Source organism: Nonomuraea sp. NPDC005501 (genome assembly GCF_040605905.1).
Taxonomy (GTDB): domain Bacteria; phylum Actinomycetota; class Actinomycetes; order Streptosporangiales; family Streptosporangiaceae; genus Nonomuraea.
This window is the reverse complement of the sequence record NZ_JBEXDT010000029.1, coordinates 1-16,006: the sequence shown is the minus strand read 5'-3', so window position 1 is coordinate 16,006 and position 16,006 is coordinate 1. Positions and strand designations below refer to the sequence as shown.

At 67.8% G+C, this 16,006-nt stretch carries 19 protein-coding genes and 1 tRNA gene; 10 read left to right on the top strand and 10 right to left on the bottom strand.

Features of this window, described 5'->3' with window-relative positions:
* Positions 1-30: 30 nt before the first annotated feature.
* The 4 genes from gyrB to ABZS51_RS16665 all read left to right on the top strand — a co-directional run bounded on the left by gyrB (position 31) and on the right by ABZS51_RS16665 (position 5,435).
* Complete coding sequence (gene gyrB, locus ABZS51_RS16680) at positions 31-1,974, top strand: DNA topoisomerase (ATP-hydrolyzing) subunit B (RefSeq protein ID WP_355441256.1); 1,944 nt, start codon at positions 31-33, stop codon at positions 1,972-1,974.
* Positions 1,975-2,007: 33 nt separating this feature from the next.
* Positions 2,008-4,515, top strand: a complete 2,508-nt coding sequence (gene gyrA / locus ABZS51_RS16675) for a DNA gyrase subunit A (RefSeq protein ID WP_355441253.1) — start codon at positions 2,008-2,010, stop codon at positions 4,513-4,515.
* Positions 4,516-4,518: 3 nt separating this feature from the next.
* Entirely contained in the window at positions 4,519-5,229 is a 711-nt protein-coding gene (locus ABZS51_RS16670) for a DUF3566 domain-containing protein (RefSeq protein WP_355441250.1), read from the top strand.
* Positions 5,230-5,358: 129 nt separating this feature from the next.
* Positions 5,359-5,435, top strand: a tRNA-Ile gene (locus ABZS51_RS16665).
* A 62-nt stretch (positions 5,436-5,497) separates the two neighbouring features.
* On the opposite strand, the gene ABZS51_RS16660 is transcribed toward ABZS51_RS16665, so the two are convergent.
* Both ABZS51_RS16660 and ABZS51_RS16655 read right to left on the bottom strand, forming a co-directional pair.
* Positions 5,498-5,785: a tyrosine-type recombinase/integrase gene (locus tag ABZS51_RS16660; protein ID WP_355441247.1), complete on the bottom strand. Its 288-nt coding sequence runs from the start codon at positions 5,783-5,785 to the stop codon at positions 5,498-5,500.
* 158 nt (positions 5,786-5,943) lie between these two features.
* Positions 5,944-6,072: a hypothetical protein gene (locus ABZS51_RS16655; protein WP_355441243.1), complete on the bottom strand. Its 129-nt coding sequence runs from the start codon at positions 6,070-6,072 to the stop codon at positions 5,944-5,946.
* A 22-nt stretch (positions 6,073-6,094) separates the two neighbouring features.
* On the opposite strand from ABZS51_RS16655, the gene ABZS51_RS16650 reads away from it, so the two are divergent.
* Together ABZS51_RS16650 and ABZS51_RS16645 are read left to right on the top strand one after the other, a co-directional pair.
* A complete protein-coding gene (locus ABZS51_RS16650; RefSeq protein ID WP_355441241.1) occupies positions 6,095-6,403 on the top strand; it encodes a hypothetical protein in 309 nt (102 codons plus the stop codon).
* Positions 6,404-6,411: 8 nt separating this feature from the next.
* Positions 6,412-6,708, top strand: coding sequence for a hypothetical protein (locus tag ABZS51_RS16645; protein WP_355441238.1), 297 nt, complete (start codon positions 6,412-6,414; stop codon positions 6,706-6,708).
* Positions 6,709-7,275: 567 nt separating this feature from the next.
* Here the strand turns inward: ABZS51_RS16645 and ABZS51_RS16640 are convergent.
* Positions 7,276-7,911 (bottom strand): DUF998 domain-containing protein, encoded by a 636-nt coding sequence (locus ABZS51_RS16640; protein ID WP_355441235.1) that lies wholly within the window; start codon positions 7,909-7,911, stop codon positions 7,276-7,278.
* Between the two features lie 56 nt (positions 7,912-7,967).
* Here ABZS51_RS16640 and ABZS51_RS16635 point away from each other — a divergent pair, with 56 nt between their 5' ends.
* Together ABZS51_RS16635 and ABZS51_RS16630 are read left to right on the top strand one after the other, a co-directional pair.
* Positions 7,968-8,861 (top strand): alpha/beta hydrolase, encoded by an 894-nt coding sequence (locus ABZS51_RS16635; protein ID WP_355441232.1) that lies wholly within the window; start codon positions 7,968-7,970, stop codon positions 8,859-8,861.
* Complete coding sequence (locus tag ABZS51_RS16630; RefSeq protein ID WP_355441229.1) at positions 8,858-9,511, top strand: TetR/AcrR family transcriptional regulator; 654 nt, start codon at positions 8,858-8,860, stop codon at positions 9,509-9,511. Before ABZS51_RS16635 ends, ABZS51_RS16630 begins: the two co-directional genes overlap by 4 nt.
* Positions 9,512-9,886: 375 nt before the next feature.
* Here ABZS51_RS16630 and ABZS51_RS16625 read toward each other — a convergent pair whose 3' ends face one another.
* The 3 genes from ABZS51_RS16625 to ABZS51_RS16615 all read right to left on the bottom strand — a co-directional run bounded on the left by ABZS51_RS16625 (position 9,887) and on the right by ABZS51_RS16615 (position 11,735).
* Positions 9,887-10,261, bottom strand: coding sequence for an SMI1/KNR4 family protein (locus tag ABZS51_RS16625; RefSeq protein WP_355441226.1), 375 nt, complete (start codon positions 10,259-10,261; stop codon positions 9,887-9,889).
* Positions 10,262-10,572: 311 nt separating this feature from the next.
* The gene (locus ABZS51_RS16620; RefSeq protein WP_355441223.1) at positions 10,573-11,136 is read right to left on the bottom strand and encodes a carboxymuconolactone decarboxylase family protein; all 564 of its coding nucleotides are present in this window, start codon (positions 11,134-11,136) and stop codon (positions 10,573-10,575) included.
* A complete protein-coding gene (locus ABZS51_RS16615; RefSeq protein WP_355441220.1) occupies positions 11,136-11,735 on the bottom strand; it encodes a TetR/AcrR family transcriptional regulator in 600 nt (199 codons plus the stop codon). Before ABZS51_RS16615 ends, ABZS51_RS16620 begins: the two co-directional genes overlap by 1 nt.
* A gap of 156 nt (positions 11,736-11,891) precedes the next feature.
* On the opposite strand from ABZS51_RS16615, the gene ABZS51_RS16610 reads away from it, so the two are divergent.
* Positions 11,892-12,104, top strand: a complete 213-nt coding sequence (locus ABZS51_RS16610; protein WP_355441217.1) for a hypothetical protein — start codon at positions 11,892-11,894, stop codon at positions 12,102-12,104.
* A gap of 78 nt (positions 12,105-12,182) precedes the next feature.
* Here the strand turns inward: ABZS51_RS16610 and ABZS51_RS16605 are convergent, their stop codons facing one another.
* The 3 genes from ABZS51_RS16605 to ABZS51_RS16595 form a co-directional block, all read right to left on the bottom strand.
* Positions 12,183-13,316, bottom strand: a complete 1,134-nt coding sequence (locus ABZS51_RS16605) for an aminotransferase class I/II-fold pyridoxal phosphate-dependent enzyme (protein ID WP_355441214.1) — start codon at positions 13,314-13,316, stop codon at positions 12,183-12,185.
* 242 nt (positions 13,317-13,558) lie between these two features.
* Positions 13,559-14,050 (bottom strand): GNAT family N-acetyltransferase, encoded by a 492-nt coding sequence (locus ABZS51_RS16600; protein ID WP_355441211.1) that lies wholly within the window; start codon positions 14,048-14,050, stop codon positions 13,559-13,561.
* Between the two features lie 119 nt (positions 14,051-14,169).
* Positions 14,170-14,502, bottom strand: coding sequence for a cupin domain-containing protein (locus tag ABZS51_RS16595; protein ID WP_355441209.1), 333 nt, complete (start codon positions 14,500-14,502; stop codon positions 14,170-14,172).
* A gap of 70 nt (positions 14,503-14,572) precedes the next feature.
* Between ABZS51_RS16595 and ABZS51_RS16590 the strand changes: the two genes are divergently transcribed.
* Positions 14,573-15,523 carry a helix-turn-helix domain-containing protein gene (locus ABZS51_RS16590; RefSeq protein WP_355441206.1) on the top strand — a complete coding sequence of 317 codons (951 nt, stop codon included), beginning with the start codon at positions 14,573-14,575 and terminating at the stop codon, positions 15,521-15,523.
* An 83-nt stretch (positions 15,524-15,606) separates the two neighbouring features.
* On the opposite strand, the gene ABZS51_RS16585 is transcribed toward ABZS51_RS16590, so the two are convergent.
* Positions 15,607-16,006, bottom strand: a 400-nt coding sequence (locus ABZS51_RS16585; RefSeq protein ID WP_355441203.1) for a dienelactone hydrolase family protein, incomplete at its 5' end; no start/stop codon positions are given.

Sequence of the window (16,006 nt, the reverse complement as noted above, 5' to 3'; positions counted from 1 at the left end):
CCGCGTGTCCGCGGCAGGAGGATTTGGGACTTGTCCTACGACGCTAGCTCAATCACCGTACTCGAAGGGCTTGAGGCGGTTCGCAAGCGCCCGGGTATGTATATCGGATCGACCGGTGAGCGCGGTCTGCACCACCTTGTCCAGGAGATCGTGGACAACGCGGTGGACGAGGCACTCGCCGGTCACGCGGACCGCATCGACGTCACACTGCTGGCCGACAACGGCGTCCGGGTGGTCGACAACGGGCGTGGCATCCCCACGGGCATCCACCCTGTGGAGAAGCGATCCGCGGTCGAGGTGGTGCTCACCACGCTCCACGCGGGCGGCAAGTTCGACGGCAAGTCGTACGCCGTTTCGGGTGGTCTGCACGGCGTGGGTTCCGCCGTGGTCAACGCGCTGTCCACAGCCATGAACGTCGTGGTCAAGCAGAACGGGCGCGTTCACCGCCTGAATCTCGTCAACGCCAAGCCCGTCGCCCCTCTGTCCATTGACGAGGAGACCGACGAGACCGGCACCGAGGTCACTTTCTGGGCCGACCCCGAGATCTTCGAGACCACCACGTGGAACTTCGAGATGCTCTCGCGCCGGTTCCAGGAGATGGCGTTCCTCAACAAGGGTCTGACGATCACGCTGGCCGACGAGCGGCCCGACCACGTCAACGGCGAGTCCGTCAAGGTCGAGTACCGCTACGACGGCGGCCTGTCCGACTTCGTCACCCACCTCAACTCCAAGAAGGAGCCGGCGCACGCGTCGGTCATCGACTTCGAGGAGCAGGGCGACGGCATCTCGGTCGAGATCGCCATGCAGTGGAACAACTCCTACTCGGAGTCGGTCTACTCCTTCGCCAACGTCATCAACACGGCCGAGGGCGGCACCCACGAGGAGGGCTTCCGCGCGGCGCTGACGTCCATCGTCAACCGCTACGCGCGCGAGCAGAAGTACCTCAAGGAGGGCAAGGACGACAACCTCTCCGGTGAGGACGTCCGTGAGGGCCTGACCGCGATTGTGTCGATCAAGCTGGCCGACCCCCAGTTCGAGGGCCAGACCAAGACCAAGCTGGGCAACACCGAGGCCAAGTCGTTCGTGCAGAAGGCCTGCAACGACCATCTGCGCGCGTGGTTCGAGCGCAACCCCGGCGAGGCCAAGGACATCATCAACAAGTCGCTGCAGGCCGCCAGGGCGCGCCTCGCGGCCCGCCAGGCGCGCGACCTGACCCGGCGCAAGTCGCTGCTGGAGTCGGGCAGCGGCCTGCCCGGCAAGCTCGCCGACTGCCAGTGGAACGACCCCGACAAGTGCGAGCTGTTCATCGTCGAGGGCAACTCCGCGGGCGGCTCCGCCAAGGGCGGCCGGGACTCCCGCTTCCAGGCGATCCTGCCGATCCGCGGCAAGATCCTCAACGTCGAGAAGGCCAGGGTCGACAAGGTCCTGCAGAACGTCGAGGTCCAGTCGCTGATCACCGCGCTGGGCACCGGCGTCCACGACGAGTTCGACATCAGCAAGCTGCGCTACAGCAAGCTGATCCTGATGGCCGACGCCGACGTCGACGGCCAGCACATCACCACGCTGCTGCTGACGCTGCTGTTCCGGTTCATGCGGCCGCTGATCGAGGGCGGCCACGTCTACCTCTCGCAGCCGCCGCTGTACAAGATCAAGTGGGACCGGAAGGGTGAGGACGCGTCCTACGCCTACTCCGACCGGGAGCGCGACGCGATCATCCAGGAGGGCATCGCCCGCGGCAAGCGCGACCCGCGCGCCCACGACGGCGTCCAGCGGTTCAAGGGTCTCGGCGAGATGAACGCCAACCAGCTGTGGGAGACCACCATGAACCCCGACAGCCGCATCCTGCTGCAGGCCACCCTCGACGACGCCGCCCAGGCCGACGAGATGTTCAGCGTGCTCATGGGTGAGGACGTCGAAGCACGCCGGGCGTTCATCATCCGCAATGCGCGAGATGTCCGTTTCCTGGACGTGTAGCGACAGCCGTACCTCAGAAAAGGATCTTCACACGTGACGGAAGTGAACACTCCGCCTCCACCGTCGCCCGATCGCATCGAGCCGGTCGACATCCAGACCGAGATGCAGCGCAGCTACATGGACTACGCGATGTCGGTCATCGTCTCGCGTGCGCTGCCCGATGTGCGTGACGGCCTGAAGCCGGTGCACAGGCGAGTGCTGTACGCGATGTACGACGGCGGCTACCGCCCCGACCGCGGGTACTTCAAGTGCTCGCGCGTCGTCGGTGACGTCATGGGTTCGTACCACCCGCACGGCGACACCTCGATCTACGACGCGCTCGTGCGGCTGGCGCAGCCCTGGTCGCTGCGTCACCCGCTGGTCGACGGCCAGGGCAACTTCGGCTCCCCGGGCAACGACGCGCCCGCGGCGATGCGCTACACCGAGTGCAAGCTCGCGCCCATCGCCATGGAGATGCTGCGCGACATCGACAAGGAAACCGTCGATTTCCAGCCCAACTACGACGGCCGCTCCCAGGAGCCCGTCGTCCTGCCGGCGCGCTTCCCCAACCTGCTGGTCAACGGCTCGGGCGGCATCGCGGTCGGCATGGCCACCAACATCCCGCCGCACAACCTGCGCGAGGTGGCCGAGGCCGTCAAGTGGGCGCTGGAGAACCCGGAGGCGTCCGAGGAGGAGCTGCTCGAAGCCGCCATGGCGCGCGTCAAGGGCCCCGACTTCCCGACCAGCGCGCTGATCGTCGGCCGCCGGGGCATCGAGGACGCCTACCGCACCGGCCGTGGCTCGATCACCATGCGGGCCGTGGTGGAGGTCGAGGAGGACAACAAGGGCCGGCACGCCCTCGTCGTCACCGAGCTCCCCTACCAGGTCAACCCGGACAACCTCGCCCTGAAGATCGCCGAGCTGGTGAAGCAGGGCAAGGTCACCGGCATCGCCGACGTGCGCGACGAGTCGTCGTCGCGGGCCGGCCAGCGTCTGGTCATTGTGCTCAAGCGCGACGCCGTCGCCAAGGTCGTGCTCAACAACCTGTACAAGCACACCCAGCTCCAGGACACCTTCGGCGCCAACATGCTGGCCCTGGTCGACGGGGTGCCGCGCACGCTGCGGCTCGACCAGTTCATCTCGTACTACGTGCTGCACCAGGTCGAGGTCGTCGTCCGGCGTACCCGCTTCCTGCTGCGCAAGGCCGAGGAGCGCGCCCACATCCTGCGGGCGCTGCTCAAGGCCCTGGAGCGGCTCGACGACGTGATCGCCCTGATCCGCGCGTCCGAGTCGGCCGCCGCCGCCCAGCAGGGCCTCATGGGCATGCTGGACATCGACGAGATCCAGGCGCAGGCCATCCTCGACATGCAGCTGCGCAAGCTCGCCGCACTGGAGCGCCAGGCGATCCAGGACGAGTTCGACCACCTCATGGCGCAGATCGCCGACTACCAGGACATCCTGGGCTCCGAGTCGCGGCAGCGGCAGATCGTCGGCGACGAGCTCAGCGAGGTAGTGGCCCGCTTCGGCGAGGACCGGCGTACCGAGATCACCGCCTACGACGGCGACATGTCCATCGAGGACCTGATCGCCGAAGAGGACATCGTCGTCACCATCACCCGCGGCGGCTACGCCAAGCGCACCCGCACCGACCTCTACCGCGCGCAGAAGCGCGGCGGCAAGGGCGTGCGCGGGGCACAGCTGCGGCAGGACGACATCGTCGACCACTTCTTCGTCACCACGACCCACCACTGGCTGCTGTTCTTCACCAACAAGGGCCGCGTCTACCGGGTCAAGGCGTACGAACTGCCCGACTCCGGACGTGACGCGCGGGGCATGCACCTGGCCAACCTGCTGGCCATGCAGCCCGACGAGACCGTCATGGAGGTCCTCGACCTGCGTGACTACGACGTCGCCCCGTACCTCGTGCTCGCCACCCGCAGCGGCCTGGTCAAGAAGACCCGCCTGTCCGAGTACGACTCCCCCAGGTCCGGTGGCCTCATCGCCATCAACCTGCGTGAGGACGACGAGGTCATCGGCGCCCGGCTGGTCTCCGAGGAGGACGACCTGCTGCTCGTCTCCAAGGGCGCGCAGGCGATCCGCTTCACCGCCTCCGACGACGCGCTGCGCCCGATGGGCCGCGCGACCAGCGGCGTCATCGGCATGCGGTTCCTCGATGGCGACGAGTTGCTCGCCATGAATCGCATGGCCGACGGCCAGCACGTGCTTATCGCGACCAAGGCTGGGTACGCCAAGCGGACCCCAGTTGAGCAGTATCCGGTTCAAGGTCGTGGCGGTAGAGGTGTGCTGACTGCGAAAATCGTAAGCTCCCGTGGCAAGCTGGTCGGAGCCGTCATGGTCAACCCAGAGGACGAGGTCTTCGCGATCACGTCCGCCGGTGGGGTGATCCGGACGAGTGCCGGCGAGATCAAGCAGTCCGGCCGCCAGACCATGGGAGTGCGTTTGATGAACCTCGCCGAAGGCGACAGTGTGGTTGCCCTCGCCCGCAACGCCGAGTCTATGGAGGCTGCGGTGGACATCGAGGAAGACGGGGGAGGAGAGTAAGTCATGAGCGCCCAGGGTGGTAGCCCCAGCGCGAGGACGAAGGCGGCTCGGGACAACGGGCAGAAGCCGAAGAAGTCCGCCGAATCCGAGACCTTCGACAAGCCTGAGGAGGACAACGCGACGGCCGTGCACCCGATGCCGACCGCGCCGCCGTCCTCCTCGGCCCCGCCCGCGGGGGCCAAGCCGGCACCGACCGGCCCCAAGCCCACGCCCGCGGACCAGCATGACGGCAGGGGGGCGTCGTCGGGCATCCGGCCGTCACTGACGTCGGAGGCGCCGCCGCAGCTGGAGCTGTCGTCGTCGAAGAAGAAGTCCTCCTCGTCGGGAGCCCGGCTCCCCCGCAAGGCCCACCTGGTGCTGCGCCGCATCGAGCCGTGGTCGGCCATGAAGTTCAGCTTCGTGGTCTCGCTCGTCTGCTTCGTGGTGCTGTTCGTGGCAGTCGCCGTGCTGTACGGCGTGCTGTCCGCGCTGGGCGTCTTCGACTCGATCGTCGACCTGGTCAACCAGCTCGGCCAGGGCGAGCAGGGCCAGACGGCGCTGCCCATCGACATCGCCTCATGGTTCGAGCCGGTCCGCATCCTGGGCTACACCGCCCTGATCGGAGCGGTCAACGTCGTGCTCATCACCGCCCTCGCCACGCTGGGGTCCGTCATCTACAACGTCGCCTCCGACCTGGTGGGCGGCGTCGAGGTGACCTTCAGCGAGGCCGAGTAGGCCGCGCCGCTCGCGCCGCCCCGGGTCAACGGGTGCGGCGCGAGCACGGGCGCGGACACGGTAAGCTTTTCCTCGTTCGAGCAACCGGTTCGCGTCGGTAAGGCCGATGCGATACGGTGCGGTGTGCGCGGGGCTATAGCTCAGTCGGTTAGAGCGCTTCCCTGATAAGGAAGAGGTCCCAGGTTCAAGTCCTGGTAGCCCCACCAGCAGAAAGCCCCGAAGCGATCAAGCTCCGGGGCCTTTTTACTGCAACCGGTACTGCAACGGCTCACTCGAACAGCTCGTTGACCCTCTTGATCGCGTTCTCCCGGCTCTCGCCGTCGCCGTGAGTGTAGATCTCCATCGTGACCGAGATGCGGCTGTGGCCAAGGATCTCCATCGCGTCACGCGGTGAAACCCCCGGCTTCTTGAGTAGCGACGCCGCCGTGTGCCGGAGATCGTGAACACGGATCGGCCGTAGCTCGTTCTTCTGCACGATCCGGGCGAAGGACCGGGCCAGGTTTCGCGGCTCGATGGGCCGGCCGGACTTGGTCGTGAACACGTGCCCCGTGTCCACCCAGCTCTCCCCCGCCTCGTCCTTGAGGATCTTCTGTCCGCCCCGCTTCGAAAGACGATCTCTTCCCGCATGGCCCGGGGAGACGGCTTAGCATCGCGCGATGTCTAGTCCCACGACATGATTGACACAACTGTCCCACCACATGCTTGACGGGCACCCTAGGAGACATGACCGGCCTTGCGGGGCCGGGCCGCTTTGATGTTGCGGACGGGCTGGGTGGTGGTGCGGCGGACCACGCGGTTGTCGTCGGGCAGTTCGATGGTCAGAGTGGTGTCGCTGACGTGCACGCACGGTGACGATCGCGCAGGCGTGGATCCGGCCGAGGGCGACCTTCTGCCCGGCGACCATGATGACGCCGCTGTTGCTGGCGACCCGCTGCACGGTGATCGGCTCGATCGAGGGCCGGGGCGGCGGACCGGCCGGCTGTGCGTCTCGAAGGTGCCGCACCCGGTCCCAGCCGATCGGATTGGGACGGGTGCGCAGCAACTCCCGCGTGCCGGGATCGAGGAACATCAGGGTGTGTTCCTCGATCCGGACAGTGACCCGGCGGCCGTTGATGATCTCGGCAGCCAGCACGACACGTCCGGCCAGGCTGACCGTGCCGGGCCCGTCCTATAGTGCCAGGCATGACCGAGCGCGAGGATGAGGCGGTTTGGGACGAAGATGAGTATGTTGCATACCTGCGAGATGAGCGCCGAGCCTTCGCGTGGGTGATGCAGCGCTACGGGGGCCTCACTACGGCCGAAGCCGAGGAAGCTGCGCTGGAGTGCTACCCCTACGAGGCTAGTGGCACGCCATTCCGCGGATTGATCTTCCACGACGAGGCGTGGCACTGGGCAATGCTGAGCGTCTATGGCGATCGCTACTACGTGGATCACCCTGAGCTGGCCCAGCCGTCAACTGAGTACAGGGCCCTCGGCTGAACCTTCGAACGCCGTCCCACCACAATTGCCTAGCCCACACGACTTCACGCTCGCAGACCTGCACCTGCCAAGTCCACCCAGCCGGCCACAAGCAGTAGGCCATCCGCTTCCAAGATCCGGAACATGCACGGAATGCTCTTCCTCCGCCACGAGGGGGCGACCATATCGGCCACAGGTCAACAAGTCGTCACCCGCAGAAAGAGCGAGCCACTTTTAATCCGTGTGCTGTTCTTCGTTGTCAGGTGGGAGCACGCTGCAAGCAATGGCGCTGGCCGTGGCCGCAGGGCGGGCCGCGGGCCCGGCCGTGCATCGCCTGCCGCTGACATGAACCGACCGCGAGTCCTCCGGCAGTGGGAGACCGCAGTTCGCGCATGTTCGAGCCGCCGCGCGCCGGCCCATGCCGTCGATTGTCGCAGGCCGACACCGAAACCCTCAGCCCTACGTCGAGTCGAGGATGTGCGACTGCCGCAGCTACGGTATAGATGACGGCTACTTCGTGCTGAGTGAAACGATGAGGGTGAAGCACTACTTCGGCACTCGGCACCTCTGCCGTTCGCCAATCTCCGATCAGTCCTGACGCATGGCACGTCTGATGCCGAGCGCGGCCTTGATCAGCCAGATGATGAACGTCACCGCCATGAGGCGCTCTCCGAGCCCGGTGGCTGAGCGGTTGCCGAACAGGCCGCCGAGCTGGTTGTCGAGGAGGCCGGTGACCCAGAAGATCGCATAGCCCGCCGGCGGAAGGAAGGCAAGTCCGCTCAGTCTCGTGGTGCTCGTGGCCTTGAGGATCGGGCGGGTGAGCAGCGGCCCGGCGAGGGCGCAACAGGTGAACGCCAGGATGCCGGCCGCCGCATGGATCACCCCCGAGGTGGTCACGAACCGGGGACCGGTCGGGTCGATGGGATCGGTCGGGAACGCCCCGACCACCACCATGCCGAGTCCGGCCGTTGTCAGCAAGGTGAGGCCTGCGCGTGGTCGGGGCGACGGCAAGGTTGCGGCGATCGCGGCGGTGAGGGCGAGCACTCCTGGCCCGAACGCCAGCGCGGCAAAGCTGAGCAACCAGCCGTGAGGCCCCAGCACGTACTCGCTGACAGTGATGCTGATCGGCTCCCTGCCTGGGTCGATGACGTACAGGCTCGCGACCAGGCCCACGAATACGAGAATTCCCGCAATCCCATGGCTCCGTTCGAAATCTGTCTGCAATGTAGACGTACGCTACGATGTAGACAGGTGTTCTGCGACGTCGGCAAGGGAGAGCCATGTTGATCGACTCGGTTCAGGTGCCCGGCGCGCGGCTGCACGTCGAACGTGCCGGTGACGGGCCTGCACTGCTGCTGATCTCCGGTGGCGGAGGCGACGCCGCCATGTACGCGGACGTGGTCCCGCTACTGGCACGGACGTTCACCGTGATCACCTACGATCGGCGCGGCAACTCGCGCAGCCCGTTCACCGACCCGGAGGCCTCGATCGCGATTCCCCGCCAGGCCGATGACGCCGCCGCCATCCTCGACCACTACGGCCTGCAGCGCTCCTACCTCTTCGGCAACAGCGGCGGCGCGGCCATCGCCCTGGAGATGGTCGTCAGGCATCCCGACCGCCTGCTCGGCGCGGTCGTGCACGAGCCACCGCTGGTCCAGCTCCTCCCGGCGGACGCTCCCGAGCGGCGGGAGATCGAACACATCGGCCGCCTCGGCCGGGAAGGGCACCTGATGCGGGCCTACGCGGCCTTCGGCGCGATGACGCTGCCGGACCCGCCACGACTCTTCCTGTCACCCACCGGCCAGGCCGTCATCGCCGCCGGCACCCACCTCATGCTCGCCGCCGGCGACCTGGCGCGGAAGATCAACCGACGCGAGCCGGACGCGATGACCCGCCAGCTCCGCAACGCGGAGCTGGCCTTCCGCCGCGAGCTGCCGGTGGTCTGCTTCGACTACCGGCCCGACCTGGCCGCGCTGGCCGCCACCACGGCACCGTGGTGCCTGGCCACCGGCCGCGACAGCGCCGGCAAGCCCTACTACACTCCCGCGCACGTGCTGTCGAAGCGTCTTGGCATACCCTGCCAGGAGTTCCCCGGCGGCCACCTCCCGTACATGCAGTACCCGGAGGACTTCACCAAGACACTCACCACGATCCTGGAGGGCTTCCCAGCATGACAGCCGACCCCAGCCCGCCGGGGAGGCTGCCGGAGCCACCCACCCGGCCGACCCTCACCCGCGAATACCTCGCCGTCGTCGCGCTCGCCCTCATCGACGCCCACGGCCTGCGCAAGTTCTCCATGCGCAAGCTCGGCACCGCGGTCGGCTTCGACCCGATGGCCGTCTACCGCTACTACGACGACCAGGAGGCGCTCTTTGACGGCGTCGCCGAGGCGCTGTTCACCGAGATCGGCGTCGACACCCTGCCCTGGGACGGCCCCTGGCAGGAGTTGGCGCGCGAATACTGCATGCGGTTGCGCGACATCCTCCTGCGCCACCCCCACGCCGTGCAGGTGTTCGCGACCCGTCCGGTACGCTCACCCGCCTCCATCGACACCGGCGTCAAGATGGTCACCAAACTCCACGCCGACGGCATCCCCTCGGCGGACGCCCTGCGCATAGCCCGTTGCCTGCGCGAGTTCACCATCGGCCACGCCCTGGCCATCGCCGTGACCAAGCTCGGCGCAGAACGGCGCAGTCGCAAACCTCGACCCGATACCCCCGACTACAACCTGCTCGCCGAGGCCGCCGACGCCACCGCCCTTGACGACCACTTCGAGATGGGACTCACCGCCATCCTGCGCGGCTTCCAGCATTCCGCCGGCTGAGAAGGCAGCACCATACACGGACGTTCAAGCCCTCCAGACCTTCCCTGGACTGCTCCACCGCTACGCGGGCTGATCACCAAAGTCGTGATCACCCGTCTTGGAACAGGCACTCAGAGCGCCCCTGTCCAGTGAGGCGGATCATCACCGCCATCGGTCGGATTGTGTTCCAACCCTTACACCCATTCCTTGCCCGCCAACCATGGGTCACCTTCGGGATACGGGATTTCCAGGTCGCGTCCGTTGATGACGCCACCATGCCGCCGATGATTCTGGCGTTCAGGATACGAAGTTTCCAGGTCGCGTCCGTCGACCCAGCGGTCGAACCACTCTGCTAGCGACGAGCAGATCGCCAGGGGACTGCTCGTCGGGAAAGTTTCACCCGTCGGCGTCCCAGAGGCAGACGGGGTTACCTGACTGAGTGAGCGACATGTACCAGTACATGGAGCATCCAGCGGCCACGAGCGGGAGCCCGAGCACACTGCTCACCTCCGGGTATTTCTCGTATATTTCGAGCGCGTCAGGGCCGCCCTCGTACTCCCGGTGTCCGCCGGGCGGAAGGCTTAGAAGGTCGTAGGAGGGGCCGAAACCACCGTTGCTCACCTCCGTGTACACCCGTCGTAGGAGCTCGGGTAATTCGCAGCCGATGCGTCGCTCGCGGACACGCAGGTCCGCCTCGGAGATCGGTGGGTACGGGGGCTCGTGCAGGACATCCCTGAAGTACTTGACGGCTTCGGGGGCGCCCGCTTCCAAGGCGGCCTTGATGAGGTGATCAGGGGTGGGGTCATCGAAGCTGAGTTGGGTGATGCTGCCACCTTCACGGAGCGGCCGCTGCGTGTGGCGGATGCGGCTACTGACGTTCTCGCCGTATACACGTATGAGCCAGTCCAGCGGAACGTGGACTGTTTTCCAGGTCGGAGCAGGAGTTGGTCACTGTCCCGCTCCTACCGTGGTTGCCTCGAAAAGGAAGAGGTCCCGGGTTCAAGTCCTGGTAGCCCCACACAGTTAGAGCAGCTCAGACGCTCTGGCGTCGCCGGGACGTCGCCGGGCCAGCCTGGGAACTGTCAGACTGCCGCCTGCGCTCGGGTCCATTCCTGGTCCTGCCAGGCGGGGTCGAGCGGGGTATGGGCGATGTGGTTGGTGTAGTTCGACAGCGTCTTCATGCCGACGCCGAGCACGATGTCCAGCACGTTCCGGCGGGTGTGGCCGGCGGCCAGGAATGCCTCGATCTCGGCCTCGTCCACCCAGCCACGCTGGGCCACCACCGCGCGGGTGAGCCGGCGGACCGCCTCCAGCGCCTCGTCGGCGACGGGCTTGCACGTTCGCAGGGCCTCGACGACCTCGGCCGGTACCCGCGCACGCAGCGCGAGGGTGGAGTGCGCGGCCACGCAGTACTCGCAGCCGTTCTCCACGCTGGCCGTGATCAGCACCACCTGCTTGGCCGCCAGGGACAGTGACGACTTGCCGAACTGCTCGGCCAGCGCGTTGTAGCCCGCCAGCAGTTCCGGCGACTCGGCCATCACGCCGTTCAGCGTGGTCACGAACCCCATCCGCTTCTTGGCCGCCTCCAGCATCGGCCGGGCTGCCTCGGGGGCATTGCTCTCGTCGTAGGTGCGGAAACCGCTCATCATCTCTCCTCGGTAGTGGTGAAACCATCAAGTACGGCGCGCACGCCCGCCAGCAGGACGGCCGCCTCGGCGCCGGCTCGCGAGCGCAGGTTGACCGCGTAGGCCTGCAGGGCCAGTGCCTCGGCGGCCGCATCCACGTCCAGGTCGGTGCGGAGCTGGCCGTCGGCTCGGGCGGTCTCCAGCGCGGTCCGCATTGCCGCCTGGAGTGCGTCGTGGTGGCGGTTCAGAATCTCGCGGATCTCGGGAAGATCACCGCCGGTCGTCGCATGAGTGTTGGTGACCAGACATCCCCACCGGGCGTGCTCGCCCGAGCACCGGGCCGCCACCAGCCGTTCGAAGAACGCGGCGATGGCCGGCACGCCGCGGGTGTCGGCGGTCAGGGCGTCGAACACCGGCCGTGACTGCCGTTCCAGATAGCGGCCCAGCGCAGCCGCGTGCAACTGCGCTTTGCCGCCGAAGGTCGCATACAGGCTGGAGCGGCTGAGCCCGGTCGTCTCCACGATCTCGGCGATGCCGGTGGTGTCGGCCCCGCGCTGCCAGAACAGGCGCACCACCTGGTCCAGAACCACGTCCGTATCGAAGTGCTTGATGTCGGGCATCTCGCCACCTTCTATCTTGGAACGACTAGTCCAAGATAGAAGGTGGCGATGGTCGGCGCAATCCCTTGTAGCGGTCCTCCCGGTGTCACGCCGGACATGGCAGCGCATGAGGGCATGGGAGGGCGAGCCGTGCGCCCCACGATGATTCTGGCTTCCATGGCGGGCATCTCCGCAGCCGCGACCCTGACCGAGTGCACCGCGACCAGCGACACCGAGGGCAGCGTGCCGCCCGCGACGACCAGCACCGCGGTTTCCGGCTCGTTTCCGGCGGACGGGCCCACGTACGAGGACGGCGAGTACAGCGCCACAGGCCAGTACGGGAACCTGCCGTCCAGCATCGGCGTGTCGGTCACCCTCTACGACGGGTGATCGCCGCCGTCGAGGTCACCCGAACCCCGTCCCCTCCCAACGCCGCAGCACACCGAAAACCGGCGTTTGTGGAGTGCGTCAAAGGACACAGGAGCTTGCGCACTGCCACTCCGGCCAGGCTCGGGCGAGCGTGGCCATCCCCTCGGGGAACAGGGCCCTGCCCATGCCGAACCGCAGGTGCTGTCCAGCGTGCTGGAACATCACATCAGGAGCCAGCAGCACACCGTGACAGTCGACCAGCCACTCGGAGAACGCCCGCGCCTCCGTCGCCGTCAGCCACGGATACGCGCAGGTCCCACCCGCCGGGGGCACCCAGTCCCACCCAGGCGTGGACTCCACGAACGAGGCCAGCGCGGCCGCGTTGGCGCGCACCAGGCTGTTGGCGCGATCCAGAAGCGCGGGGGCCGCCTGCAGGCCTGCGACGGCGAGGATCTCGCTCGGCGCGCTCGTGGCCAGCGTCGTCCAGTAGCGGTAGTCCAGCAGGCGCGCCGTCACCGCTGCGTTCTGCGTAACCGTCCAGCCGATCCGGACCCCGGCCATGCCCAGCACCTTGGACACCCCCGTGACCGAGATCGCGTTGGGCGTCAGCGCCGCCGCGGACGGGAGCCGGCGCCGCGGCTCCAGTTCGATGCCTCGGTAGATCTCGTCGCTCAGCAGGAGGGTCTCGGTGCCGTCCACCAGGCCCAGAAGCTCCTCGAAGACCGGCGCTTCCGGCAATGCTCCCGTGGGGTTGTGGGGAAAGTTCGCCACGATCAGCCGGGTGTCCGGCCGCAGGGCGCGCCTGATCTCGTCCACGTCCAGGCGCCAACCGTCCTCCCGCCGGAGGCGGATCTCGGTCACCTCCGCCCCGATCGCGCGTGGTACGTCGATCAGCAGCTGGTAAGTGGGGCCGATGACCACCACGTGGTCGTCGGGGCTGAGGATGACGTTGAGGAGGACGAACACCGCCTCGGTGGCGCCGGCGAAGACCTGCACCGCCGACCCCGACGGGAGACCGGAGGACCGGGCGGCCAGCTCCCTCAGCAACGGGTGGCCCGGGGATTCGGTGTAGCCCAGCGTCAGGGACTCGTACCACCGACGCGTGTCCTCGGGGGCGACCTCCCACAGCGCATCCAGCGACAGTCCTTCGGTGTCTGATCCGGTCAGGTTCACCCGGCACGTGAACTCATGCTCGGCGAACATGCGCTCGATCAAGAACGGAGGCAGTTCCACGTCGCGATCCCGTCTGCTGGTAGGCGTGTCGACTGGGCGGCTGGTCCTGGGGCGCGTGTGAAGGCAGCAGCGCTGTCTGCCCGCGGGGCCAGGGTCCGCGGCGTCTGGTGCGTACGATCGCCGGCGGAGGGTCGTCCTCGCACTGGGCACACTCGGGCGACCCCCTCAACGCAGTGGAAGCCGCCTCCCGCGCCCGAAGGGCTACGGGGCGGGCGCGTCACAGGCGAAACCTTCCAGAGAGCCTAGTGTTTCTCCGTGTCGGCGGAGAAGCGGGCGTACTGCACGAGGACCGGGCGCAGCCCCCTGCGCTCGTAGAGGCGCTGGGCACCGGCGTTGGCTGCCAGAGTCCCGATGAGCAGATCGCCGATGCCGAGCCTTTTCAGCTCATCGTCCACTTGGTCCAACAGCAGCGTGCCGATGCCGTTGCCTCGCTCGGCCGGAGCAACGGAGAGCGTCTGAAGCTCCGCCATACGGCTACCCGTCACCCAGGTGTCGTCGGGCCCGGACTGGATCTCCACGAAGGCGTAAGCGACCGCCCGGCTGTGACGTTCGGCCAGCAGGATGAACGAGTCCTCCTCCAGGATCCAACGCCGATAACAGGAACGGCGCAGCTCCCAGGAACGCTCGTCCGAGAAGTACGCGAATCCCGGTTGAACGGACCGGTGGTGCTCGTGCAGCGCCAGCCACAGTGGCTCCAGACGATCGATGAACTCAGCCCCTCCCTTGTGGAGCACGATGTCACCATGGGTGTAGCCGGCTTGACTCATCGAAGCTTCGACCGACCTCGGCGACGGCGATCAGTTTCCGCGGTAGGCGCGCCGGATGCGCGGTGAGACGCCTGCATTGGCCAGGTCTAACCTTCCGGATAGAAGAGGAACAGCGTGCATCCCGTGGTCGTCTGCGGGACGTGCGAGGAACCTGCGGGGGCGTGGATGAAGGAGCCGGCCGGGTAGTCCCGGTCTCCGTCGTTGAAGACGCCGGAGATCACGAAGACCTCCTCGGGACCCGGTTCGTGGACGTCGACTCCCTGCCAGCGGGTGTTCGCGTCCATCTCCAGCACGTACGCCTTCGCGCCGTTGTCCCCGTTCCACAGCGGACGCAGACGGATGCCCGGGAACACCTCGCGGACCGGGGCGTCCTGGACGGCGGACCACACATAGCCGGACGTGTTGTGTTCTGTCGTCATGGGGCCAGCTTGGCGGCCGACCGTCGTCCCGCCGAGTGTCTGGAAAGACATCGTGAGGTACTTTTCGGCCATGCATCGAGTGGTGGCGCTCGTCCGCCCACCGCAGTCGACCTTCGAGCTCGCCTGCGCGGCCCAGGTGTTCGGGGTGGAGCGGGCGGGACTCCCGACGCGGTACGCCTTCAGCGTGTGCACCGAGAGTCCCGGCCCGGTCGCGACGTACGCCGGGTACGACATGCTCGTGACCGGCGGGCTGGACGCGCTCGACCGGGCCGACACCGTGATCGTCCCTGGCTGGCTGCCCGCACAGCAACCACCCTCGCCCTCGGTCGTCCGGGCGCTGCGCCGCGCGCACTCTCGTGGAGCGCGGGTGGTGAGCATCTGCTCCGGCGCCTTCGCGCTGGCGCACGCCGGTCTGCTGGACGGACGAGAGGCGACCACCCACTGGGCGCTGGCGGACCAGCTCGCCGGGCGCTTCCCGCACATCCGGGTCGATCCGGACGTGCTGTACGTGGACCACGGCGACGTGGCCACCAGCGCCGGCGCCGGGGCCGGCATCGACCTGTGCATGCACCTGGTCCGCGGCGACCAGGGCGCCGGGTATGCCGCGCACATCGCACGGACCATGGTCATGCCGCCCCATCGCGAAGGCGGGCAGTTGCAGTACTCGGCGCCGCCGCACCCCGCACAGATCGACGGCACGCTCGCGCCGCTGCTGGAGTGGATCACCGAGAGACTCGGCGAACCGGTGACCATCGAGAGCATGGCCGCGCACGAGGGCGTCTCAACACGTACCCTCACCCGGCGGTTCACCGACCAGCTCGGCACGAGCCCGGGGCATTGGCTGCTCGGCCGGCGGATCGCCGCGGCCCAGGACCTGCTGGAGTCCTCCGACCTCCCGTTGGACGCCATCGCCCACCGCGTGGGCCTCTCCTCGGCCACCAACCTGCGCAGGCGCTTCCTCAACACCCTGGGCACGACGCCCGGCGCCTACCGCCGGGCGTTCCGGGCCAAGCCACGATGACCACCCGCTGGTTCAACGACACCCCGCCCCGCATCCTGCGTCGGCACGCCTGCGGGGCCTGTGCGGCTCCAGCGCGGCGTGCATCAAACGGCGTATACGTCGTCCTTGGTGCCGTCGACGCCCGCGGCCTGCATCTCGGCGGTGAACGCGTCCCGTTGCGCGGCCGGCATGATCGGGTCTTCCGAGCCGACCCCGGCCCACACCGGGCAGCGGATGTGCGCCGCCTCGCCCGGTCGGCCCGTGGTCAGTGCGTTGACTGTCCCGATCGCGCGCAGGTTGACGCCGTCGCGCCCGAGTTCCAGCCCGATGGCGCCCCCGGTGCCGTAGCCGATGGCGGCGATCCGGTCGGGGTCGGTCCGCGGTTCTGCTCGCAGCACGTCGAGCGCCACGTGGCCGATGTCCCGCATCCGGTCGGGGTCGGCGAGCAGCGGCATGCAACGGGCCAGCATCTCCTCGGGGTCGGTGAGCAAGCGCCCGCCGTGG

What these genes read in the sequence shown, in the direction of transcription:
- ABZS51_RS16670 (WP_355441250.1), top strand. Translation starts at nt 4,519, where the DNA reads ATGAGCGCCCAGGGTGGTAGCCCCAGCGCGAGGACGAAGGCGGCTCGG.
- ABZS51_RS16645 (WP_355441238.1), top strand. Translation starts at nt 6,412, where the DNA reads ATGACCGAGCGCGAGGATGAGGCGGTTTGGGACGAAGATGAGTATGTT.
- ABZS51_RS16635 (WP_355441232.1), top strand. Translation starts at nt 7,968, where the DNA reads ATGTTGATCGACTCGGTTCAGGTGCCCGGCGCGCGGCTGCACGTCGAA.
- ABZS51_RS16630 (WP_355441229.1), top strand. Translation starts at nt 8,858, where the DNA reads ATGACAGCCGACCCCAGCCCGCCGGGGAGGCTGCCGGAGCCACCCACC.
- ABZS51_RS16620 (WP_355441223.1), bottom strand. Translation starts at nt 11,136, where the DNA reads ATGAGCGGTTTCCGCACCTACGACGAGAGCAATGCCCCCGAGGCAGCC.
- ABZS51_RS16615 (WP_355441220.1), bottom strand. Translation starts at nt 11,735, where the DNA reads ATGCCCGACATCAAGCACTTCGATACGGACGTGGTTCTGGACCAGGTG.
- ABZS51_RS16610 (WP_355441217.1), top strand. Translation starts at nt 11,892, where the DNA reads ATGGCGGGCATCTCCGCAGCCGCGACCCTGACCGAGTGCACCGCGACC.
- ABZS51_RS16595 (WP_355441209.1), bottom strand. Translation starts at nt 14,502, where the DNA reads ATGACGACAGAACACAACACGTCCGGCTATGTGTGGTCCGCCGTCCAG.
- ABZS51_RS16590 (WP_355441206.1), top strand. Translation starts at nt 14,573, where the DNA reads ATGCATCGAGTGGTGGCGCTCGTCCGCCCACCGCAGTCGACCTTCGAG.